General features: G+C 71.6%; 14 protein-coding genes. 6 read left to right on the top strand and 8 right to left on the bottom strand.

Going from position 1 to position 22,236, the window contains the following annotated elements; genetic code table 11:
* Nucleotides 1-75: 75 nt before the first annotated feature.
* Nucleotides 76-612, bottom strand: a complete 537-nt coding sequence (locus ACFY0T_RS15070) for an NUDIX domain-containing protein (RefSeq protein WP_388869349.1) — start codon at nucleotides 610-612, stop codon at nucleotides 76-78.
* Nucleotides 613-830: 218 nt separating this feature from the next.
* On the opposite strand from ACFY0T_RS15070, the gene ACFY0T_RS15065 reads away from it, so the two are divergent.
* The 5 genes from ACFY0T_RS15065 to glpK all read left to right on the top strand — a co-directional run bounded on the left by ACFY0T_RS15065 (nucleotide 831) and on the right by glpK (nucleotide 7,312).
* Nucleotides 831-1,277 (top strand): Zn-ribbon domain-containing OB-fold protein, encoded by a 447-nt coding sequence (locus ACFY0T_RS15065; RefSeq protein ID WP_388869346.1) that lies wholly within the window; start codon nucleotides 831-833, stop codon nucleotides 1,275-1,277.
* 28 nt (nucleotides 1,278-1,305) lie between these two features.
* A complete protein-coding gene (locus ACFY0T_RS15060; protein WP_388869343.1) occupies nucleotides 1,306-2,496 on the top strand; it encodes a lipid-transfer protein in 1,191 nt (396 codons plus the stop codon).
* A 248-nt stretch (nucleotides 2,497-2,744) separates the two neighbouring features.
* The gene (locus ACFY0T_RS15055; RefSeq protein ID WP_388869340.1) at nucleotides 2,745-4,388 is read left to right on the top strand and encodes an EAL domain-containing protein; all 1,644 of its coding nucleotides are present in this window, start codon (nucleotides 2,745-2,747) and stop codon (nucleotides 4,386-4,388) included.
* A 649-nt stretch (nucleotides 4,389-5,037) separates the two neighbouring features.
* Complete coding sequence (locus ACFY0T_RS15050; RefSeq protein ID WP_388869337.1) at nucleotides 5,038-5,778, top strand: MIP/aquaporin family protein; 741 nt, start codon at nucleotides 5,038-5,040, stop codon at nucleotides 5,776-5,778.
* 13 nt (nucleotides 5,779-5,791) lie between these two features.
* Nucleotides 5,792-7,312: a glycerol kinase GlpK gene (gene glpK, locus ACFY0T_RS15045; protein ID WP_388869334.1), complete on the top strand. Its 1,521-nt coding sequence runs from the start codon at nucleotides 5,792-5,794 to the stop codon at nucleotides 7,310-7,312.
* A gap of 100 nt (nucleotides 7,313-7,412) precedes the next feature.
* On the opposite strand, the gene ACFY0T_RS15040 is transcribed toward glpK, so the two are convergent.
* The 5 genes from ACFY0T_RS15040 to ACFY0T_RS15020 are packed head-to-tail and all read right to left on the bottom strand — an operon-like array spanning nucleotide 7,413 to nucleotide 15,480.
* Complete coding sequence (locus ACFY0T_RS15040) at nucleotides 7,413-8,018, bottom strand: ATP/GTP-binding protein (protein ID WP_388869331.1); 606 nt, start codon at nucleotides 8,016-8,018, stop codon at nucleotides 7,413-7,415.
* Entirely contained in the window at nucleotides 7,999-11,652 is a 3,654-nt protein-coding gene (locus ACFY0T_RS15035) for a hydantoinase B/oxoprolinase family protein (RefSeq protein ID WP_388869328.1), read from the bottom strand. The genes ACFY0T_RS15040 and ACFY0T_RS15035 overlap by 20 nt, the downstream gene beginning before the upstream one ends.
* 25 nt (nucleotides 11,653-11,677) lie before the next feature.
* Nucleotides 11,678-12,073: a DUF742 domain-containing protein gene (locus ACFY0T_RS15030; protein WP_388869326.1), complete on the bottom strand. Its 396-nt coding sequence runs from the start codon at nucleotides 12,071-12,073 to the stop codon at nucleotides 11,678-11,680.
* Nucleotides 12,074-12,082: 9 nt separating this feature from the next.
* A complete protein-coding gene (locus ACFY0T_RS15025) occupies nucleotides 12,083-12,523 on the bottom strand; it encodes a roadblock/LC7 domain-containing protein (protein WP_388869323.1) in 441 nt (146 codons plus the stop codon).
* Nucleotides 12,520-15,480, bottom strand: coding sequence for a nitrate- and nitrite sensing domain-containing protein (locus ACFY0T_RS15020; RefSeq protein WP_388869321.1), 2,961 nt, complete (start codon nucleotides 15,478-15,480; stop codon nucleotides 12,520-12,522). The genes ACFY0T_RS15025 and ACFY0T_RS15020 overlap by 4 nt, the downstream gene beginning before the upstream one ends.
* Nucleotides 15,481-15,902: 422 nt before the next feature.
* Between ACFY0T_RS15020 and ACFY0T_RS15015 the strand changes: the two genes are divergently transcribed.
* A complete protein-coding gene (locus ACFY0T_RS15015) occupies nucleotides 15,903-16,439 on the top strand; it encodes a hypothetical protein (protein WP_388869423.1) in 537 nt (178 codons plus the stop codon).
* A gap of 168 nt (nucleotides 16,440-16,607) precedes the next feature.
* Here ACFY0T_RS15015 and ACFY0T_RS15010 read toward each other — a convergent pair whose 3' ends face one another.
* Together ACFY0T_RS15010 and ACFY0T_RS15005 are read right to left on the bottom strand one after the other, a co-directional pair.
* Nucleotides 16,608-17,006, bottom strand: a complete 399-nt coding sequence (locus tag ACFY0T_RS15010; RefSeq protein WP_388869319.1) for a hypothetical protein — start codon at nucleotides 17,004-17,006, stop codon at nucleotides 16,608-16,610.
* Nucleotides 17,007-17,596: 590 nt separating this feature from the next.
* Nucleotides 17,597-22,234, bottom strand: a complete 4,638-nt coding sequence (locus ACFY0T_RS15005; RefSeq protein WP_388869316.1) for a hypothetical protein — start codon at nucleotides 22,232-22,234, stop codon at nucleotides 17,597-17,599.
* Nucleotides 22,235-22,236: the final 2 nt, after the last annotated feature.

Raw genomic sequence — 22,236 nt, 5'->3', positions numbered from 1 at the left:
CGCGGGTCCGGAGCGCGACTTCACGTGGGGCCGGCCGTGGGCGTTCCCCATGGGCGGCTCACCGCACAAGAGCCCTCAGATGTACCGCCCCTCGAACCACGCCCGCACCGCCAAGGTGTGCAGCGGGAAGGCGAGTTCGGCCGGTCTGCGCAGCAGGTGCCAGCCCTCCGTCTCGTCCGTGGCGGCGGACGGTGGCAGCTCGGCGGCCGAGCGTTCGGGGAGGAGTCCGAAGAGCAGCAGATGCCCGGCCGGAGAACTCATCGCGTCGGCGAGCCGCACTTCCCGGCTGGCCGCGTCGATGCCTGTCTCCTCCTTGAGCTCGCGCACGACGGCGTGCCGCCAGTCCTCCCGGTGGTCGATGAACCCGCCGGGCAGGGCGATGCTCCCGCGCGCGGGAGCGATGGTCCGGGTGATGACGACCAGGGACGTGCCTTTCGCGTCGTACACGGGCTGCAGCGCCACCGCGACCGGCAGCGGATTGCGGTAGGCCACGGTTCCGCAGACGGCGCAGGTGCGGGGCCAGCCGGAGATGCCCGCTCCGTAAGGTGCGCCACAGCTCGAACAGTGCGAGTCCGGTGCGAAGTCGGCGGGCGGATGCGGGGTTGCGGACACGCCGCGGACTGTATCCGATCACTGGGCAGACGTCTCTACCGGAGCGCGCCCTCATTGGAATGGCGGGACCGCCGGAGCCACCCCCGTGGGCCCCGGCCGTCCCTGCCGGTACTCCGACGCCCCAGCAGCCCCGGTGGTTCGCCACGACGCCCTGCCCAATTCCCATTGCCCGTGACACACTTCTGACGTTCCGTCAGATCTAGTGCCGTGGAGGGGTCTTGTCGCGTACACGCACGCCTGCGGTCGCCGGGTGGTTCGCCGGGGAAGGGGAGGACTTCCGTCTCCTCGGTACGCGCTGCTCGGCGTGCTCCTCGGTGTTCTTCCCCCGCGAGGACGCCTTCTGCCGCAATCCGGGCTGCCGTGGCGGTGAACTGACGGAGGTGCCGCTGTCCCGGCGCGGCCGCGTCTGGTCGTACACGGACAGCCGGTATCGCCCGCCGTCACCCTATGTGACCGATCCGGAACTCTCCTGGGAGCCGTACGCGTTGATCGCTGTGGAGCTGGAATCCGAGCGCATCGTGGTGCTCGGCCAGGCAGTTCCCGGGATCACCGTCGCCGACCTGACGGTGGGCATGGAGGTGGAGGTCGTCCCCGGTGTGCTGAACGAGGACGTGGAGACGACCTGGACGACCTGGCACTGGCGGCCGACGGGGGTGACGGCATGACAGGCATGTGGCGTACGGGGGTGACGGCATGACCGGCGAGGTGGCGGTGCTCGGCGCGGGCATGCATCCGTGGGGCAAGTGGGGACGCGGGTTCGTCGAGTACGGGGTCGTGGCGGCGCGCGCGGCGCTGGCCGACGCCGGAGTCGACTGGCGGGACGTCGGCTCGATCGTGGGCGCGGACACCGTGCGTGGCGGCTATCCGGGGTACGTGGCGGGGGCGACGTTCGCCAAAGCGCTGGGCTGGCAGGGGGCGCGGGTCGCGAGCGTCTACGCGGCGTGCGCGTCGGGGGCGCAGGCGCTCAACACGGCGCGGGCACAGATCCTTTCGGGCCTCGCGGACGTGGTGCTCGTGGTGGGCGCGGACGCGGCACCCAAGGGGTTCTTCCGACCTGCGGGCGGGGACCGGCAGGACGATCCGGACTGGCTGCGGTTCCGCATCCTCGGGGCGACGAATCCGACGTACTTCGGGCTGTATGCGCGACGGCGGATGGCGGTGCACGGGGACACACTGGAGGACTTCGCGCAGGTCAAGGTGAAAAACGCCGCTCTGGGGGCACTGAACCCCCTTGCGCGCTACCGCAAGCGGGTCACCGCCGAGGAGGTCGCCCGGTCCGCGGTCGTCGCCGATCCGCTGCGGCTGCTCGACATCTGCGCGACCTCGGACGGCGGCGCGGCCGTGGTGCTGTCCAGCATGGAGTTCGCGCGCCGGCACGGGGCGGCGGACCCCGTGCGGATCCGCGCGGTGTCCACGGTGACGCCGCGCTATCCCAACACGGTGCTGGACCTGCCGGACATCGCCACGGACTCCACGGTCGCGGTGGACCCCGCGGCCGAGACCTTCCGGGCGTCGATCGCGCGCGCGGCCTACGAGGAGGCCGGCATCGGCCCCGAGGATCTCTCACTGGCCGAGGTGTACGACCTGTCCACGGCCCTGGAGTTGCAGTGGTACGAGGATCTGGGGCTGTGCGCGGAGGGCGAGGCGGCCAAGCTGCTGCGCGAGGGCGCGACGGCGCTCGGCGGGCGCATACCGGTGAACGTGAGCGGCGGGCTCGCCTCCTTCGGGGAGGCCGTTCCGGCGCAGGCCATCGCCCAGGTGTGCGAGCTGACATGGCAGTTGCGGGGCCGCGCGGGTGACCGGCAGGTCGCGGGGGCACGGGTGGGGATCACCGCGAACCAGGGGCTGTTCGGACACGGGTCGTCGGTCGTCGCCGTGCGGTGACATCGACAGGCGTCCGCGGGCTCTCGTCTTGGCGCCTGTCCTCGTGCGCCCGTCGCAGGCTCGGCGCCCGGCCGCGTGAGCTCGTCCCGGACTCGACGCCCAGCCGTATGCCCTCATCCCGGACTCCGCGACCGGCCGTATTTCCTCATCCCGGTGGCCATCCGCACCCAGTGTGACGACCTCGGAATCCTGCGTGAACAGCTCATGAATCGCGCCCGGGCGTGCGCGGGCGGCGCCATTATGCTGCCGTGCCCTCCTGGACGGATACTGTCCGCTTCGCCTTCCAACCGGTCGTCAATCTGACGACCGGAGGGGTTGCGGCGCTGGAGATACTCGCCCGTCCGGAGGCCGGTGACATCCTGGCGCAGGCCCGCCGCGACCCCGAACTCGACGGTCGACTGGCCGCGTTGGCGATCCGTGCGGCGGCCCGCAAGGAGACGCTGCTGCCGCTGCACGTCAACGTGTTCGCCGGAACCCTGGCGGATCTCGGCGGGCTCGCGGCGCTGCGCGATGCGGTGCGCGAGGCCGGGCGGCGGCCGTGGGAGGTGACGGTCGACGTCGGTCCGCCGTACACCCACGTGCCGCAGCACGCCCTGCTGGAGGCGGTGGCCGCGGTGCGGGGCGAGGGCTTCCGGATCTGCGCGGACGGGGTGGGCGACGGCGACGTACCCCTGCGGCTGCTCACGGACCTCGCGCCCGAGCTGATGAAGCTCGACGTGTCCCTACTGTCGCGACCCGCGGCCGTGCGGGCGATGCGGACGCTGTGCGAGCAGTTGGGCGCGCTGCTGTCCGTCGAGGGGGTCGAGACGGAGCTGCAGTGCGCGGCGGCGGTGTCGGCGGGCGCGCAGTTGGCACAGGGCGAGTTGTTCGCGCCGCCGGCGCGGCTGCCCGCGGCGGACGTATACGTTCCGGCCCTCTCCCCCGGCGTCGCGGCGCCGCCCCGTTCGGGGCCGTCGGTACGGCAGTTCGTGCGGCCGGCGGCGCTGCTGCCCGCCACGGCGTCCGCGGGCCAGGTGCGGGCGCTGCTCACCGGCTCGCCCGATGTGTCCGGGGTGCTGCTCGTGGACTCCTCCGGGATCCCGGTCCGGTCGGTGCACCGATCGCGGTTCCTGCTGTCGATGTCGGGGCGCTATGGGCATGCGCTGTACGCCGACCGGCCGGCCGCCAAGCTAGGCGATCCGCCGCGTACGGTCGGCGTCGACGCCACCGCGTGGGAAGTGCTCGATGTGGTGGCGGACGGGGAGCGGGACCGTACCTCCGACGATGTCGCGGTGGTCGACCAGTACGGGCGGTGCGTGGGTGTCGTACGGCTCGCCGATCTCGTACGGGCACTGGCCGAGAGCCGGGTGGAGGAGGCGGCGGGGCTCAACCCGCTGACGCGACTGCCCGGTTCGGACGCGATCACCGGCGAGGTGGACCGGCGGATCGCGGACGGCCGGATGTTCGCGCTCAGTTGGCTGGACGTCGACCACTTCAAGCAGGTCAACGACGGAGCGGGGTTCGCGGCGGGCGACGAGCTGATCCGGGCGGTCGGACGCGCGTTGCAGCACGCAGCGTCCGGAGCGACGCGGGTGGGGCACATCGGCGGGGACGACTTCCTGGTCCTCGCGGACCCGGACACGCTCGATCCGCTGGCCACCTCGATGCTCGACACGCCGTGGTCGGCGGGCGGACGGACCGTCACGCTGTCGCTGGCCACGGTGCTGTGCGCGCCCGGCAGCGTGATCGACCATCGGCAGGCGGCCGCCTGCCTGGCGCCCCTCAAACAGGCCGCGAAGGCCCTGAAGGGGGCGAGTTGGGTGCTGGGGCGGGCGGGTCTGCCGGGCCACGAGATCCGCCGCGGCTCGGGGGCGGCACCTGCGCAGCAGTTCGGGCACACACTGACGGGCTGACCGAGGGAGCGGCGGACCCGCTGGTTGCCCAACCGGTTGCCCAGCCGCCTCCCAGTCCCACCGACCTTCCAACCCACCGACCTTCCAACCCACCGACCTTCCAACCCGCCGACCTTCCAACCCGCCGACCTTCCAACCCGCCGACCCGCCGACCCGCCGACCCGCCGACCCGCCGACCCGCCGACCCGCCGACCCGCCGACCCGCCGACAGCGAGGGTGCACAAGCCGGTCGACGGCCGGCTCTCGCTCTCGGCACATCGACGTCGATCGGGCCCGGTGGTTGCCGGTCCGGAGTCGCGGGGCCCGACCGCCTGCCTGTGTCCGGCCGTCGGCGGACTCCGTCTCGCGTCCCGTTTGCGGCCTTCGAACCGTTGCAGTCCGCGACCTTGACGCCCCCTGGGCACCGGTGAACACTTCCGGGTGTCAGTCGGCATCGCCGCATTCGGGCGTCTTCAGGCACCGCGCCGCTCGGGTTTCCGACCTGTACCCACGGGCCGTCCCCACGGGCGATTCCGCTGCGACGGCACGCTCATCACGGACGCCGGGCGGGGCGCGGGACCTCCCTGCCCTCGGCTGAAGTAGCCATGGGAAACGCACCCTGCACGGTGGACCGGGGCCGATCGCCCCGGGCGAGGGCCTAGGAGCCGCCATGAGCAACGGAGACATCTTTGTCGGCGAGTTGATCGGCACCGCAATTCTGATCCTGTTCGGCGCGGGAGTGTGTGCCGCGGTCACCCTCAACAAGTCCAAGGCGCAGGGAGCTGGCTGGGTGGTCATCGCCTTCGGGTGGGGCTTCGGCGTGCTCGCCGGCGCGTACACCTCGGCACCGCTGTCCGGAGGTCAGATCAACCCGGCGGTGACCATCGGTTTCGCGATCGAGGGCTCCACGAAGTGGGAGGACGTGCCCTTCTACATCCTCGGGCAGTTCGCCGGAGCCATCATCGGGGCCACCCTCTGCTGGCTGCTCTACCTCGGCCAGTTCAACCTCAACTCCGAGGAGGACAAGGCCATCGAGACGCTGGGGATCTTCTCGACACGGCCCGAGATCAACAACCCCGTGCAGAACCTGATCACCGAGATCATCGCCACCGCCGCCCTGATGCTGCCCATCCTCGGGCTGGTCGGCGGGAGCAAGCACGTCGCGGGCATCGGCGACGCGGGCCTGCCCGTCCTGCTCATCTCCCTCCTCGTCGTCGGCATAGGCCTCTCATTGGGCGGCCCCACCGGGTACGCCATCAACCCGGCCCGCGACCTGGGGCCGCGCCTCACCCACGCGCTGCTGCCGATTCCCAACAAGGGCACCTCGGAGTGGAGTTACTCCTGGATCCCGGTGGTCGGCCCGATCGCGGGTGCCGCCATCGGGGCCGCGATCTACAACGCAGCCTTCTGACGAAGGGGACGTCATGACGGACCATGCCGAGAAGTACGTCGCCGCAATCGACCAGGGCACCACCTCAAGCCGCTGCATCATCTTCAACCAGGACGGCGCGATCGTCGCCGTCGACCAGCGCGAGCACCGCCAGATCTTCCCGAAGCCGGGCTGGGTGGAGCACGACGCCACCGAGATCTGGTCCAAGGTGCAGGCGGTGGTCGCGGGCGCGATCGCCAAGGCCGGTCTGCGCGCCGACCAGGTCAGCGCGCTCGGCATCACCAACCAGCGCGAGACGACGGTCCTGTGGGACCGCGCCACCGGCAAGCCCGTGCACAACGCGATCGTCTGGCAGGACACCCGTACGTCCGCGCTCTGCAACGAGTTGGGCGGCTCGGACGGGCAGGACCGCTTCCGCGAGCAGACCGGACTGCCGCTGGCCAGCTACTTCTCCGGGCCCAAGGCGGCCTGGCTGCTCGACAACGTCCCCGGTCTGCGCGCGCGTGCCGAGCGCGGCGAGATCGCGTTCGGCACCATCGACTCCTGGCTGATCTGGAACCTGACCGGCGGCACGGACGGCGGACAGCACGTCACCGACGTGACCAACGCCGGGCGCACCATGCTGATGAACCTGGAGACGCTCCAGTGGGACCAGTCCATCCTCTCCGCGATGAACGTCCCCGAAGCGGTGCTCCCCGAGATCAGGTCCTCCTCCGAGGTGTACGGCACCGCCGTGGGCCAACTCTCGGGCGTCCCCGTCGCGTCGGCGCTAGGCGACCAGCAGGCGGCGGTGTTCGGGCAGGCCTGCTACGACGTGGGCACGGCGAAGAACACGTACGGCACGGGGAGCTTCCTGCTGCTCAACACCGGTAACCGGCCCGTTCCCTCGAAGAACGGGCTGTTGACCACCATGGGGTACAAGATCGGCACCGAGGCGCCGGTCTACTGCCTCGAGGGGTCGATCGCGATCACCGGGGCGCTGGTGCAGTGGTTCCGCGACCAGCTGGGCATCATCCGCACCGCGGACGAGATCGAGACACTGGCGGCGAGCGTCGAGGACAATGGCGGCGCGTACATCGTGCCCGCGTTCTCGGGCCTGTTCGCCCCGTACTGGCGCTCCGACGCGCGCGGTGTCGTCACCGGCCTCACCCGGTACGTCACGAAGGCGCACCTGGCCCGCGCGGTCCTGGAGGCGACCAGCTGGCAGACGCGTGAGGTCGTCGACGCCATGTACCAGGACTCCGGGGTGCAGATCACCACCCTGAAGGTGGACGGCGGCATGACCAAGAACAATCTGCTGATGCAGCACCAGGCGGATGTCCTCGGGGTGCCGGTGATCCGCCCGAAGGTCTCCGAGACGACGTGCCTGGGAGCCGCGTACGCGGCCGGGCTCGCGACCGGTGTGTGGAACGACCTCGACGAGCTCAAGGCGCACTGGCAGAAGGACGTCGAGTGGACGCCGGCCATGGAGTCCTCCGTACGCGACGGCGAGTACCACAACTGGCGCAAGGCGGTGGAGAAGAGCTTCGGCTGGCACGAGGACGAGGTCAGCTGAAACAGGGGTCCACGCGCGCGTGCGTCTCGCGTGAGCCACGCGCGCGTGCATGACTGCGGCCCGTACCCCGGTCGGCGGGGGTACGGGCCGTACCTGTGCGTCAGGTCGTGACCGTCTGGCGGCGGTCGGCCGCGAATGCCATGGCGTGCTGGACGACTCCGATGAGGACTTCCTTGACCGACTCCCGGTCCCGGGCGTCGCAGAGGAGGACCGGCACTCCGGGGTCGAGGTCGAGGGCCTGGCGGACGTCGTCGGCGGGGTAACGAGCCGCGCCCTCAAAGCAGTTGACGCCGACCACGAAGGGTATGGAACGCCTCTCGAAGTAGTCGACGGCGGCGAAGCAGTCCTCCAGGCGGCGGGTGTCGGCGAGGACGACGGCGCCCAGCGAGCCGGTGGCGAGTTCGTCCCACAGGAACCAGAAGCGGTCCTGCCCGGGCGTCCCGAAGAGGTAGAGCACCAGGTCCTCGCGGAGCGTGATGCGGCCGAAGTCCATGGCGACGGTGGTGGTGTGTTTGCCCTCCACACCGCTCGTATCGTCGATCGGCCGGCCCGCCTCGGTGAGCACCTCCTCGGTGCGCAGCGGCTTGATCTCGCTGACCGCGCCGACCAGCGTCGTCTTGCCCACGCCGAAGCCGCCGGCCACGAGGATCTTGAGCGTGACGGGCTCGACCGGAGGCTTGCCGCGCTCAGAACGCCCGAAGATCATCGATCTCTTCTCCTGCTTGATGGGGGTCGTGCGGCGGTGGGCCGTAGCCCCCGCCGCCAGGGGTTTCGATGACGAGTACGTCGCCGGGGCCGACGTCCGTCGAATCACTTCCGCCAAGTTCGGTGATCGTGCCGTCCGCCCGCTCCACCCGGTTGGCGCCGAGTGCTCCGGGCGCACCGCCCGCCATTCCGTAGGGCGGCACCCGGCGGTGCTGGGAGAGCGTGGAGACGGTCATCGGCTCCAGGAACCGGATGCGGCGCACGGCGCCGTCCCCGCCGTGCCGGAGGCCCGCGCCGCCGCTGCCGCGCCGCACCGCGAACTCCTCGAGCCGGACCGGCAGCCGCCACTCCAGGACCTCGGGGTCGGTGAGCCGCGAGTTGGTCATATGGGTCTGCACGACCGGCGCGCCGGAGAAACCGTCACCCGCGCCCGATCCCGAGGCCACGGTCTCGTAGTACTGGTACCGCTCGTTGCCGAAGGTGACGTTGTTCATGGTGCCGGAGCCCTCGGCCTGCACTCCCAGGGCCGCGTACAGGGCACCGGTGATCGCCTGGGACGTCTCCACGTTGCCCGCGACGACGGCGGCCGGAGGCTCGGGGGCGAGCATCGACCCCGGCGGCACCACGATGTCGAGGGGGCGCAGACAGCCGTCGTTGAGAGGGATGTCGTCGGCGACCAGGGTGCGGAAGACATACAGGACAGCGGCGTTGACCACCGCGAAGGGCGCGTTGAAGTTGGTGGTGAGCTGCGGGGACGTACCGGTGAAATCGACGGTGGCGGAGCGTTTTTCGCGGTCTACGGAGATACGGACACGGATGACGGCCCCGGAGTCGGTCTCGTAGGCGAACTCACCGTCTTCAAGAGCGTCGATGACGCGGCGCACCGATTCCTCCGCGTTGTCCTGGACGTGCCTCATGTACGCCTGGACGACATCGAGCCCGAAGTCCTCGATCATGCGGCCGACTTCGTCGACGCCCTTCTGGTTGGCGGCGATCTGGGCGCGCAGGTCGGCGAGGTTGGTCTTCGGGTTGCGCGAGGGGTAGGGCGCCTCGGTGAGCAGGGCCAGGGTTTCGGCCTCACGGAAGCGGCCGTTCTCGGCGAGCAGCCAGTTGTCGAAGAGGATGCCCTCCTCGTCGATGGTGCGGCTGTTCGCGGGCATGGAGCCCGGTGCGATGCCGCCGATCTCGGCGTGGTGGCCGCGCGAGGCGACATAGAAGAGGATCCGCTCACCCTCCGTGCTCTCCGTGTCAAAGACCGGAGTGATCACGGTGACGTCCGGCAGGTGGGTGCCGCCGTGGTACGGGTCGTTCACCGCGTAGGTGTCGCCCGGGCGCATGCTGTCGCCGCGGCGCCGGATCACCTCCTTCACGCTGGTGCCCATCGAGCCCAAGTGCACAGGGATGTGCGGGGCGTTGGCGACGAGGTTGCCGTCGGGGTCGAAGAGGGCGCAGGAGAAGTCCAGGCGCTCTTTGATGTTGACCGACTGGGCGGTGGACTCCAGACGGGCGCCCATCTGTTCTGCGATCGACATGAACAGGTTGTTGAAGACCTCGAGGAGAACGGGATCCGCTTCCGTGCCGAGATCGGAACTCTCCGTAACCGCCACGCGTTCCATGACCAGATGCCCGTCGTCGGTCGTCGCGGCCCGCCAGCCGTCATCGACGACGGTCGTCGCGCCGGCCTCGGTGATGATCGCGGGGCCGGTGACCGTTTCGCCGGGGGGCAGTTCCTCGCGGCGATGGAGGGGGACGTCCCGCCAGGCACCGCCCGTGTGCAGGCTGACGGTCTCCGAAGCGGCGGGGCGGCCTTCGGGGGCGGCTTCGTAGGGAGCGAGGGCGGAGAGATCGGGGGGTTCGGTGAGACCGGTGGCCTCTACGGAGAGGGCTTCCACGACGACCGGGCGGTCGAGGGTGAAGGAGTAGGTGGCGCGATGGCGTTCTTCGAAGGCGTGGGTCATGGTGTCGGGCTCGGTGAGCTCGACGGTGAGTGCTGTGTCAGTGCCGTCATAGCGGAGCTGGGCGCGGCGGGTGACCTGGATGTGGTCCTCGGGCACGTCCTCGTCGAGGAGTTCGGTGCGAGTGGCGCCCTCCAGGTCGTCGGCGGTCTTCAGGACGGCCGGCATCGAGGAGGCTTTCAGGGGCGCCTCCACGGACTGCTCGCGCATGGCCGTCGTATCGGCGAGTCCGATGCCGAGGGCGGACAGGACACCGGCCATGGGCGGGACGAGGACGGTGCGGATGCCCAGCGAGTCGGCGACCATGCACGCGTGCTGGCCGCCGGCGCCGCCGAAGGTGGTCAGCGTGTACCGAGTGACGTCGTGGCCCTTTTGGACCGAGATCCGCTTGACGGCGTTGGCGATGTTGGCCACGGCGATCTGGAGGTAGCCCTCGGCGACCTGTTCCGGGGTGCGGTCGTCGCCCGTCCGCTCGCGGATCTCGCGCGCGAGGGCAGCGAACCGGTCGCGGACCAGCGCGTCGTCGAGCGGCTGGTCTCCGTCGGGGCCGAACACCCCTGGGAAGTGGGCGGATTGGATGCGGCCGAGCGCGACGTTGGCGTCGGTGACGGTGAGCGGGCCGCCACCCCGGTAGCAGGCGGGACCGGGGTCGGCGCCTGCCGAGTCGGGGCCCACGCGGTAGCGGGAGCCGTCGAAGTGGAGCACCGAACCGCCGCCCGCGGCGACGGTGTGGATGTCCAGCATGGGCGCGCGCAGCCGGACCCCGGCGATCTGGGTGGTGAAGACCCGCTCGTACTCGCCCGCGAAGTGCGAGACATCCGTGGACGTGCCGCCCATGTCGAACCCGATGACGCGGTCGAAGCCGGCGAGCTGCGACATACGGGCCATGCCGACGATGCCGCCCGCGGGTCCGGACAGGATGGCGTCCTTGCCGCGGAACTGGCCCGCTTCGGCGAGACCTCCGTTGGACTGCATGAACATCAGCCGCACGCCCTCAAGTTCGTCGGCGACGTGCTGGACATAGCGGCGCAGTCCGGGCGACAGATAGGCGTCGACGACGGCCGTGTCGCCGCGCGGGACGAGCTTCATCAGCGGGCTGACCTCGCTGGAGAGCGAGATCTGCGGGAAGCCGATACGGGCCGCCAGCTCGCCGACGGCTTGTTCGTGGGCGGGGTGCAGGTGGCTGTGCATGCAAACGACGGCGACCGCGCGGATCCCGGAGTCGTACGCCTCCTGGAGAGGTCCTGCGAGGCCGTCCAGGTCGGGGGCGCGCAGGACCGTGCCGTCGGCGGCGATCCGCTCGTCGACCTCGACGACACGCTCGTACAGCAGCTCGGGCAGTTCGATCGCGCGGGCGAAGATACGGGGGCGGTTCTGGTAGGCGATGCGCAGGGCGTCTCGGAAGCCGCGGGTGACGACGAGGACTGTGCGCTCGCCCTTGCGTTCCAGGAGGGCGTTGGTGGCGACGGTGGTGCCCATGCGGACGGCGTCGATGCGCGCGCCCGCGACGTCCTGGCCGTCGCCACCGAGAAGTGCGCGCACGCCCGCGACCGCCGCGTCGGCATATCTGGCCGGGTTCTCGGACAGTAGCTTGTGGGTGAGCAGGCGGCCGTCCGGGCGCCGCGCGACGATGTCCGTGAAGGTGCCGCCTCGGTCGACCCAGAACTGCCAGCCTGTCACGTCTGTTTCCCCGCTTCCGCCCTGCTCAGAGCGCCCGGAGGCCGTTGATCACGTCGCGCAGAATACTCTCGTCCGGCAGTTCGGCAGGCGGTACGGGCCGTGTCACATGGACCATTTCCTCGTCCACGAGGTCCCCGATGAGGACCCGTACCACTCCGATGGGCAGGTCGAGTTCCGCGGCGAGTTCGGCGACCGACTGGGGGGCGTCGCGGCACAGTTCGACGATGTCCACGTGTTCCGGGGACAGCGTCTGGTCCGCTTCGGGGTCGTCGGCATGGTGTTCCGTGACGACCACCGCGATCAGATCGAGGCGGTGCTGGGCCGGACTGGTGGTGCGTCCACGTGTCATGGCGTACGGACGGACCACCGGTCCGGCCTCGTCGTCGAACCAGTGGCGTGTTCCCTGACCGTCTCCGCTCATGTCATCCCACTACCCGCCCGAAGGCAGATCGGTGCGCGGAGCGGCGGCCAGATGTACGCCGACCCGCTTGACCAGGAGCGTCATCTCGTACGCGACCTGCCCGACGTCCGAGTCGGCGTCCGAGAGGACGGCGAGGCAGCTGCCGTCACCGGCGGCCGTGACGAACAGGAAGGCCTCGTCCAGCTCCACGACGGTCTGCCGGACACTGCCCGCCTCGAAGTGGCGGCCGACGCCCTTGGCGAGGCTGTGGAAGCCGGAGGCGACGGCGGCCAGATGCTCGCTGTCTTCCCGGGTGAGGTCCTTGGAGGCCCCGGTGGGAAGGCCGTCGCCGGAGAGCACGATCGCCTTGCGGATGCTGGCGACGCGGTCCACCAGGTCGTCGAGAAGCCAGTTCAGCTCGCCTGACGCCTTACTGGTCGTGGTGGGCCCTGCGGCCTTCGGTGCGGTCATCGACCGTCCCCCTTTGTCGTTCCTGGTGCTGTGCCGTCCTGGGCATCGTCGCCCGCGGCGTTCTCCTCGCGGCCGCGCTGCCAGCCCCGCTGGAGCGAGGCCATCCGGCTGCGTACCTCGTCGGCGTCGCGCTCGGCGAGGTCCGCTCCCGTACCGGTGCGGGCCTGGTCGCGCTCGGTGCGCCGCTCGGGGCCGTCCTTCAACTGCGGGGCCAGATTGGCCTGCCGGACGCGGCGGGGCAGCGGGCCCGCGCCCGATTCCGTCGCTCCCGTCGCGGCGTCGGAGCGCGGGGTGGTCTTGTCCGTGCTCGTGCTCGTCGACGCGGTGGTGCGACGGGTGCGTTGGGGGAGGGCGGGGGCATGTCGAAGGCCGGGCGCCTCAGCGAGGCCGGACGCCTCCCGCCTGCCGGACGTCTCCCGCAGCCCGGCACCCTCGCGCGCACCGGAAGCCTCGCGAAGGCCAGGGGCCTCGGTCCGCTCTCCGCCCCGCCGTGCTGGGGTCTCGCCGCGCTCACCGCGCCGGGCCGGCAGCGGCTTCGCGCCGTCGAGTTCCACCGTGCCGCGTTCCACCGGCTCCAGGCTCTGCACCGGCTCGAGGTCCTTCAGTGACGCGAAGTCCTCGGTGAGCTTCTCGTCCGCCTCGTCGCGCCGCGACCTCGTCTGGGTCACCGGACGGCCGTGCGAGCTGACCAGCTTGGGGGCTCTGCGCCTCGGCAGTGGGACGGCGGCGGCACCCGGAAGGTCGTCGCCGCCGGAGCGGGCGGGCTCGCCGTGGCTGTCCTCGGCCGGCTGGTGCTGCTCGCCCGGGACGCCGGCGATGGAGCGACGCGGCCGGAACAGACCACCGCGCTCGCTGTCCTCGTCGCCGAGGGCGCCCGGGAAACCGGTGAGGGTGTCCAGGTCGACCGGCGCCTCCAGTTCGACCGGACCGTCCAGGATCGAGGCGGGCAGGCCGGGGAGCCGCACCGGCACCTGGGAGAGCGCCGCCTTGCGGCCGTCCTCGGTCACGCCCTCCTTCGTGGGCAGCGCGCGGTCGAGGCGGAAGCCAATACCGTTGGTGTCCGGGACGTCGTCGGTGAGCAGCGCGTCGGGGATGAACACGACCGCGGTGGTGCCGCCGTACGGGGAGGGCTGGAGCGAGACACGGACGTTCTGCCGCTGGGCGAGCCGGCTGACCACGAAGAGGCCGAGCCGGTCGGTGTCGGAGAGTTCGAACTCGGGGGTCTCGGCGAGCCGCAGGTTGGCGTCGAGGAGCGCCTCGGCGGCCATGCCCAGGCCGCGGTCGTGGATTTCCAGGGTGAAGCCGTTGGCGACCCGCTCGCCGAGGACCTGGACGGCCGTGTGCGGGGGTGAGAACACCGTGGCGTTCTCCAGGAGTTCGGCCACGAGGTGGGTGAGGTCGGCAACCGCCGGGCCCGTGACGGCGACGCGTGGCAGCCGCCGTACCTCGATGCGCTCGTAGTCCTCGACCTCGGCGACGGCGGCGCGGACGATGTCCATGAGCTGGACCGGCTTGCGCCACTGCCGGGACGGGGCGGCGCCGGAGAGGATCACCAGGCCCTCGGCGTGACGCCGCATGCGTGTGGTCAGGTGGTCGAGGCGGAACAGGTCGGCGAGTTCGTCGGTGTCCTCGGTCCTGCGTTCCATGGTGTCGAGCAGGGTGAGCTGCTTGTGGAGCAGGACCTGGCTGCGGCGCGCGAGGTTGACGAAGACCTCGGAGACGCCGTCGCGCAGTTCGGACTGCTTGACGGCGGCCTCGACGGCGGCGCGCTGGAGGGTGTTGAGTGCCTGGCCGACCTCGCCGATCTCGTTCTTGTCGTATTCCAGGCGGGGCACTTCGGTCTCGACGTCGACCTGTTCGCCGGCGGAGAGGCGGCGCATGACGCTGGGCAGTCGGACGCCGGACGCCTCGTGCGCCTCCAGGCGCAGTCGGCGCAGATCGCGGATGAGGCTCCGGCCGATGCGTACGGACATGACGAGCGAGACCAGCAGGGCGATGAGCCCGAGGACGCCCGCGATGACCGCCTTGACGATGACGCCCATGGCCACGGGCCGGACGCGGTCCTGATAGCGGTCGCTCGCCTTGTCGTCGAGGTCGCCGAGGTCGTCGAGGACATGCCCGGCCGCACTGTCCCAGCTCTTCGCTGTGACGCCGCGGGGCGAGCCGGCGGCGGAGGTGACGACGGACCGCTCGGCCACGCGCAGGGGCGCCGTGTCGGCGTTCTTCCAATAGCGCTGGAAGCGTTCGCGCTCCGAGGAGGGCAGCAGCGGCAGGCTGATGTCGTAGAGCAGGGTGCGCTGGGCGACGAGATCGGAGACGTCGCGTATCTCCTCGCGGGAGAGCCTTCCGACCACAAGGGCGGAACCGAGCAACGCGTCCTCGCGGGAGAGCAGTTCGCGGGCGCGGGTGACGTTGAGGAGGGCGCGGGCCTGCTTGTCCATCGTCACGCTGTCGACGCCGTCGAGGGAGGCCAGGAGGGCGTAGCAGGGGTCCACGAGAAGGTTGTACTGGTTGAGGGCCTCGGCGCGGGTCACCGTTCCGTCCTCGACGCTGCGGCGAAGCGAGTCGATGCCGCGGACGGCGTCCACGATGGAGGTGAGGCGCCCCGCGGTGCCCTCGCCCATCTCCTCGCGCAGGTCCTCGTCCTTGGCGTTCCTACGAATCTTCGCCACGGCCCGGTCGGTGGCGGTCCTGCTGCGCTTGAGCGCCGCAAGCCCGTCAGAGGCGCGGGGATCGGCCAAATAGACGAGGGTCTGGCGACGTTCCTGCTGGAGGACGCCGACGGTGTCCTCGGTGGGGTAGCCGATCTTCTCCACGATGTCCGACACGTTGAACAGCTGGTTGGCCGCGCGGCCCGTGAGCACGGTCGCGAAGGCCCAGATCGCGGTCAAGGACACCAGCGGCACGAGGAGCAGCGCCACGATCTTCCGGCGGATGGACTTCCCGCGAAAGCGCATGGCCTCCCCCAGCTCGCCCCCGTCAGCCCGGGGGTACACATGTGCGTCAACAAACGGCGTGAGCCTACTACCGACGCACAGGTAACTCGAAGAGCTGTCCGGGCGCAGCCCCCGCGCGATGGGAACGAGACATGGGCAGTTGTCCGTTCATTGGGGGAGATTGCCTCCCCGAATCCGGCACTTGGGGCCGGATCGGATCGGAGCGGTGAACTTGGTCAGTTGGCTGGATTTTTTCGCTCGTTGGGAATCTTCACGGCATGTCGTTCGTCCTTCTGTACGGGAGATGGGGGCGGAATCGGTCACAGGGGCCGCATGCCGCGCTCAGGCGGCGTAAAGCAGCGCAAGCCGGGCAGCCACTGGGGAGCCGGTGTCGCATGACACCAGTGCGAGGGGCCTGCTGGGCGGTGGGGAGTGACGAGTTGATGGGCACGGCGGAGCGGCGCGTGGCGCCTGAGGACGGCGATGCGGCGCACCAGACGGCGCGGTGGGGTCTCGAGGCACTGGATCGCGACATTCCGGCGCACGGGGGCGGGACCACTGAGAGCGCCGCGGCTCAGGAGCAGCCGCACTACCGGCCGTTGTGGATCGAGGAGCCCGCGCGGCGGCGCCGGATGCCCGATCCGGTGCGTACGGCCGCGGTGCGGGCGGTGCTGATCATCGCCGTGACGCTGATCCAGGCGATGGTGGCGTTCCTGTGCACGCTGGCCGGTTCATGGCTGGCGTTCCCGATGGTCCTCAGCAGCGTGGCGAGCACCGTTGTGGCGACGTGGGCCGCGCTCGACGTCTGGGTGACGCGCCAGGTGTGGAACCAGCGCAACGGCGTGGTGTCGGCACCGAGCAGCACCGCCCGGTCCCTGCGGCGCGAGCGACGCAGGACACGACGGCAGGCGCGTGCCGCGGAGCGGGCTCAGGAACGCATACGCCGACAGGGCGGGACGGGGCAGTTGTCGCACCCTTGAGGGAGCCGAGGTCGTCGAGGACCAGGCGGTGCAGCTCGGCCCACACCCCGGCCTTGCCCCACTCGGTGAACCGGCGCTGGGCCGCGGCCATCGGCGCAGGGCGAGCACTGACCTGCGAACTCGAAAGCGGCGGGCCCGAGGGCCCGCCCGTTCGCCGACTTGTGACGGTCAGGCCTTGGCGTACTCCCAGCCGCCGCAGCTGTACGGGGTGCCGTTGGACGTGTCCTGCAGGCAGGCGCGGATCTGCAGGGTGGTGCCCTCCGCGAAGGACAGGTTCCAGTCGTGGGCGACGGCGTAGCCGTAGCCGTTGTAGTACGAGTGGGTGGCGGAGCTCGAGTTGTAGCGCCACTGGGCGGCGGTGCCGTGGCCGTCCTTCTTCATGTCGAGGGCGGTGAGGATCTCGCCGTCCTCGGCGAACTCGGTCTTCGCGCTCGGCGAGGTGATGGCGTTGTAGGCCTCGTAGATGTTGCCGGCGGCCTGTGCCGGGGCGGTACCCAGGACGAGCGCCGACGCGGAGGCCGCGGCTATCCCAAGGACAGTCGTCAGACGACGGTAGGGCGTGCGCAAGGCAGAGTTCCTCTCCTCGGACAACTGGTCGAGCCTGAACTTACATGAGAGGAACGGGAGTTCATCGCCGCATTTCTCCGTGTCCGGCGGTGCGCCAGGAGACGGGAGGGGGCGTTGGAGTCCGTTACAGGTCATCTCAATCGGCCAGGTGGGCCCTCGGCTGTGGTGGGGATCGCTCAGCGGATGGTGTCGGACGAGTTGTGGGGGCTGTTCCGGCGAGAGGCGTCGGCGGCGATCGTGTTCGTCGCGATGTGGCTGCACGTGGCAGCAGCTTCGCCCTGCGTCGTTCGGTCCGTCCAGGACCACGGCCCAGCGCCGGTCCACCGAGTGGAGCAAGGCCGGGGTGTGGGCCGAGCTGCACCGCCTGGTCCTCGACGAACCCGACTCCCGCGGCGACCTGGAATGGTTCTCCGCTGTGCGATCGGCTCGCCCGACACGCGAGCCGACCACGCCCACCTGCGACGATGGTTGGCGGCACGGGGTAACCGGCTGCGACGCCGCTACGAACGCAAGACCGAGCACTTCCTCGCTGTCGCAAGCACCGCCTGCACCCACGCCGCGGAGCCGCATATCGACACAGTCCCGCGCCCCTAGGGGGTTGCGGGCGCCGGGCGTTTGAACATCCGCGTGGCCGTGATCTCGCTGTGCACCGCCTCGTCTCCCTGAGGCTGCTGCGGCAGCCCCGGGCGGAGGTGTTCCTCCACGCTGATGTACTTCAGGCCGGCCCGCAGGTCGGCGTCGTTGCGCAGGCGGATGACCAGCGGGAACTCGGCGAGCGCGGTCGTGTCGAACAGGCCGGTGGTGTAGAGGAGTTGGACGCCGAGCGCGTCCGACACGGCCCGCTGGAGTTCCAGCAGATACGTGGCGTTGGCGCGGCCGATGGGATTGTCCAGGAACAGCGTGCCGGCGTGCCGGTGCTTGTCGCGGCCTCGGTCGTTCGATCGCAGCGCCGCCATCGTGCAGTACAACGCGATGGCCGCCGTGAGCAGCTGACCGCCCGAGAAGACGTCGCCCATCTGCCCGACGGGCACGCGCTCGGCGCGCAGCACCGCGTCCGGCTTGAGGATCTCGACGGCGACGCCTTTGGGCTGAAGGGCGGCGGCAACGCCCCTCAGCAACAGGGACATTCCATCGCGTCGCAGGTCGGAGTTCTTCTTCACCGCCGCGCGCGTCGCCTCGTCGATGACCTCGCCGAGCCGCTCGGTGTGTATGGCCTGGTCGGGCTCCTCGAAGCGGATGCGCAGGAACTCCTGCCCGGACCACTCGCCGAGCCCCTCGGGCAGCCGGGAGAGCCGCTGAGCGGACCGAAGGGTCGCCAGGGCCGACTCGACCAGGCCTCGGAGCCGGTCCACGATCGAGTCCCGGTTCCGTTCCAGCTGTGCCAACTCGTCAGTGAGCACGCGAAGTCGGGGTGCGAAGGCGTCCGCCCACTTCTGGGCATGCTCGGGCAGCGCGGACGCGGGCAGCTCGCGGATCTGCTGCCGGGCCGGGGTGCGCACCTGCTCGTAGCGCGTGGAGTTGGCGTGCCGTACGAGAACGTCGCTCGCCTCGCGTACGGCGGCCTCGGCGGCGGACAGATCGGCGGCACAGCCCCGCAGCGACCGGCGGGCCTCGGCGGCGGACTGCCGGGCCTCCTCCAGGCTGCCGGGGTACGGCTCGGGCTCCTCCTGCTCCTCCTCGGAGGCGTGCTCGCGCAGCAGGTCCCGCAGCATGGCGGCGATCTCATCGAACCCGCTCGCCGCGTCCTCGGCCCCGCGGTGGGCCTCCAACAGCTCGGCGTGTGCCTCCCGGGCCTGCGTCAACGCCTCGGTGCGGGAGGCGAGTTCGGCGGTCGCCGTGCGCAGCAGCGCCTGGGCGTGCTCGGCGTCGCGCGGCTGGAGTTCCTCCGGGAGCTCGGTGTGGGCCTCGCCGTCCTCGGGCGCGTGCCGCTCGGCCTCGCCGCGCAGCCGTCCGAGCTGCTCGCTCGCCGTCGACATACGGGTCTCCAAGAGCTGCACGAGCTCCTCGGCACGCGCGGCGGCAGCCTGCCGGGAGGGCCCGTCGGAGCCGTCCGGCGACTCCAGGAGCTGCGCCGCGCGGGTGCGCACCTTGTTGCTCAGCCGGTCCAGCTCCGCGAGCGCGGCGCTCTCGTCGCTCTCGGCCCGCGCCTGCTCGGCCCGCAGGTCGGCGCCGACGCCGACCTTCTCGTACAGCTGGGACGCGGCCCGGTAGGCCTCACGCAGGGCGGGCAGCGACGACTTCGCCGCGCCTGCCTCGTCCTCCGGTACGTCGTCGGGGGCGCCCGCGATCTCCGCGCGCTCGGCACGCAGCGCACGGGCCGTACGGCGGGCGTCGTCGGCGGCGCGCTGGGCGGCGCGGCGGTCCTCGTCGGCGGCGCGGGCGCGCTCCAGGCAGACCTGGGCGCGGGCCTCCGACTCCGTGGCCTCGTCGGCGAGTTCGCGCAGCTTGACCTGCCAGCCGGCGCGCTCGCGCAGCCGGAAGGCGAGTCCGGCGAGCGCGTCGGCGGCGCGCCGGGCCCGCTGGGCGGCCTCCTGACGCTCATCCCGTACGTGGGCCGCCTCGGCCGCCGCCTCGTCGGCCTCCGCCCGGACGGTACGCGCCTCGGCGAGCTCGGCCTCGGCCTCCTCGGCGAACGCGCGCGCGTCCCTGGCGGCCGCGGCGAGCTCGACGAGCCGCCCCGCGGGGCAGCCGGTCCGCCAGGACGCCAGCCGCGCCGCCAGCTCGCGGTCCTTGCCGAGCCGGGCCGCGAGCGCCCGGATCTCCTCGTCCCGCTGGGTCGCGCGGGCGCGCAGCGCCTGCCGCTCCTCGTCGGCGGCGTGCTCGTCGTGCATGGCCGGGTTCGGCGGTACGAGGAAGACACCGCTGTCTCCCGCGTCGGGGGCCGGAGTCGGGGCGAGCAGCGCGGCGGCCGTACCGACCGCGACGGCGGACCGCGGCAGCAGTGCGGCCTCGCTGAGCGCTTCCCGGGCCCGTGCGTGCGTGTCCGGGTCGGTGATGATCACGCCGTCGACCAGTTCCGGCCTGGCGGCCAGCACGCGCGCGTGGTCGGCGGGGTCGACGGCCTGCGCCAGATAGCGCCAGCCAGGCAGTGCGGGGATCCCGTGCTCGCCGAGGTACTCGACCGTGGCCAGGACATCCGGCCCTGGCGGCAGCAGCCCGCCGTCGCCGAGGGCCCCGAGGATGCGCGCGTCGTCGGCCGCGGCGGTGCGCAGCTCGAAGAGCTGCCGCTCGGCGGAGGCCACACCGTCGTCGAGGAGCTCGCGCAGTTCGTCGGCGTACTGGTCCAACTCCTCTGCGGACAGGGGGGTTTCACGCGAGAGACCTTCGGCCTCGGCGGCACCTTCGTCACGACGGGGCTGCGGGACACCTCCAAGCGAGTGGTTACCCGGCAGGCTCAGCAGCTCCGCCAGCCGCTCCTCCCCCGCCAGCGCCTCCGCCGTGCTCCGCTCGGCGCCGTACGCCCGCTCGGCCGCCGTGGCGGCGTCCGCCGCGCGCGCCGCCGTCAGCTCGGCCCGGGACTCGGCGGACGCCGCCTCGCGGGCATGCTCCGAGGCACGCCGCGACGCTTCCCGGGCGGTGTCCCAGGCCGCGACGGCTGTCTTCTCGGCATCGCTGGCGGCGAGGGCGGCGCGCGCCGGGTCGGCGTCGGGGGCGCTGTCGTCGAGCCAGCCGGCGCGGACCGCCTCGGCGGTCTCCTGCTCGACCTCCGTCAGCCGCTGGCGCAGATGCCCGACCTCACTGCGGGCGCGCTGCGCGGCGGTAGCCGCGGCGGTCGAGTCCGCGTACGCCGCCTCGCCGACCTCCTGGAGCCCGGCGGACCGCTCCTCCTCCTCGTTCGCGAGCGCCTCGGCGCCTTCGGCGGCGCGGTGCAGGGCGCGTACGAGATCCACGGCTGCCTTGGCCCGCGCGGCGAGCGCGGGCGCGGCGTCCCGCTCGGCCTCGCGGATCGCGGCGGCCACGCGCGCGGAGCGGTCGGCGGCGGCGCGGTGCCGCAGCACGGCCTCGGCGGCCTGCCACGCGGAGTGCAGCGTGCGCGCGTCGGCCAGCCCGCGCTTCTGCGCGGCCGCGGACTTCTCCGCCCCGGCGAGCGCCAACGAAGCGTGCCGGTAGGCGAGTTCGGCCGCGATCAGCGCGCTGCGCTCGCGGGCGCCCTCGGCATGCGTGACGGCGTACGCGGCGGCGGTCACGCGCTGCGCGAGCTCACCGGCGCGTACGCGCTCCTGCACAGCCCGCGCGGACAGCCGCCGCGCCAGCGTCCGCGTACGCCGCTCGGCGCCCGCGTGGATGTCACGCGCGCGTGCCCGTGCCTCGGCGGCGTCGACGATCCGGCCGAGCAGGTCCACGGACCCGGCCGTGAAGTCGCGCTCGGCCATGAGTTCGGCGCGCCGTCCCAGCTTGTTGCCGAAGCCGCTGACCAGGTCGGCGAGCCCGTCCGTGTCGCGGGTGTCGGTGACCGCGCGCAGCAGCAGGTCGGTGAAGTCGGAGTCCTTCTTGACGGCGAAGAGACCGGCGGCCTCGCCCTCGTCGGCGTTCATCTCCCGCTGGTAGCGGAAGAGTTCGGGGTCGAGGCCCAGGTCACCGAGGTGCTCGTTCCACCGGTCGTGGATCTCCTCCCAGTGCACTTCGAGGTGTGGGTACGCCTTGCCCGCCTCGGTGAGGGCGTCCCGGAAGCCCTTCATGGTGCGCCGCCGCCCCTGCGCGCCGGAGGCCCCCTCGACGGGCGGGCGCACGGCGGTGGCCTCGGCGACGGGCAGGTTGTCCAGGCTCAGCCCCGGCCCGGGCCGGAACGAGTACCAGGCCTCGGCGAACTTCCTCGGGTCGTTGGAGACCTGCCGTCCCCGCCACTCGCTCACCTTGCCGACCACGACGCACTCACCGGTCAGCGTGTGCTGCCATTCCAGCGCGACATGCCCGCAGTCGTCGGCGAGCAGGAACTTGCGCAGCACACCGGAGCTGGCACCGCCCAGCGTGTTGCGGTGCCCGGGGAGCATCACCGAGAAGATCAGCTTGAGCAGCACCGACTTGCCGCCGCCGTTCTCCAGGAAGAGCACGCCCGCCGGCGCGGGCCGGCGCGGCGGCCCGACGGGCTCCTCCTCGAAGAACTCCGCCTGGGTGGGCGCGGGGTCGGGCACGGGCTCGCCGACACCCCGCAGGTCAAGCACGGTGTCGGCATAGCGCGCACCGGCAGGCCCGATGGAGTAGAGGCGGACCCGGGACAGCTCGTACATGG

It is taken from the genome of Streptomyces sp. NPDC001530, assembly GCF_042894545.1.
Taxonomy (GTDB): Bacteria; Actinomycetota; Actinomycetes; order Streptomycetales; family Streptomycetaceae; genus Streptomyces.
Note: the sequence above shows the minus strand (reverse complement) of the source record. Positions and strands in the feature narration are given on the sequence as shown.

What these genes read in the sequence shown, in the direction of transcription:
- ACFY0T_RS15060 (WP_388869343.1), top strand. Translation starts at nt 1,306, where the DNA reads ATGACCGGCGAGGTGGCGGTGCTCGGCGCGGGCATGCATCCGTGGGGC.
- ACFY0T_RS15050 (WP_388869337.1), top strand. Translation starts at nt 5,038, where the DNA reads ATGAGCAACGGAGACATCTTTGTCGGCGAGTTGATCGGCACCGCAATT.
- glpK (WP_388869334.1), top strand. Translation starts at nt 5,792, where the DNA reads ATGACGGACCATGCCGAGAAGTACGTCGCCGCAATCGACCAGGGCACC.
- ACFY0T_RS15040 (WP_388869331.1), bottom strand. Translation starts at nt 8,018, where the DNA reads ATGATCTTCGGGCGTTCTGAGCGCGGCAAGCCTCCGGTCGAGCCCGTC.
- ACFY0T_RS15030 (WP_388869326.1), bottom strand. Translation starts at nt 12,073, where the DNA reads ATGAGCGGAGACGGTCAGGGAACACGCCACTGGTTCGACGACGAGGCC.
- ACFY0T_RS15025 (WP_388869323.1), bottom strand. Translation starts at nt 12,523, where the DNA reads ATGACCGCACCGAAGGCCGCAGGGCCCACCACGACCAGTAAGGCGTCA.
- ACFY0T_RS15020 (WP_388869321.1), bottom strand. Translation starts at nt 15,480, where the DNA reads ATGCGCTTTCGCGGGAAGTCCATCCGCCGGAAGATCGTGGCGCTGCTC.
- ACFY0T_RS15015 (WP_388869423.1), top strand. Translation starts at nt 15,903, where the DNA reads ATGGGCACGGCGGAGCGGCGCGTGGCGCCTGAGGACGGCGATGCGGCG.
- ACFY0T_RS15005 (WP_388869316.1), bottom strand. Translation starts at nt 22,234, where the DNA reads ATGTACGAGCTGTCCCGGGTCCGCCTCTACTCCATCGGGCCTGCCGGT.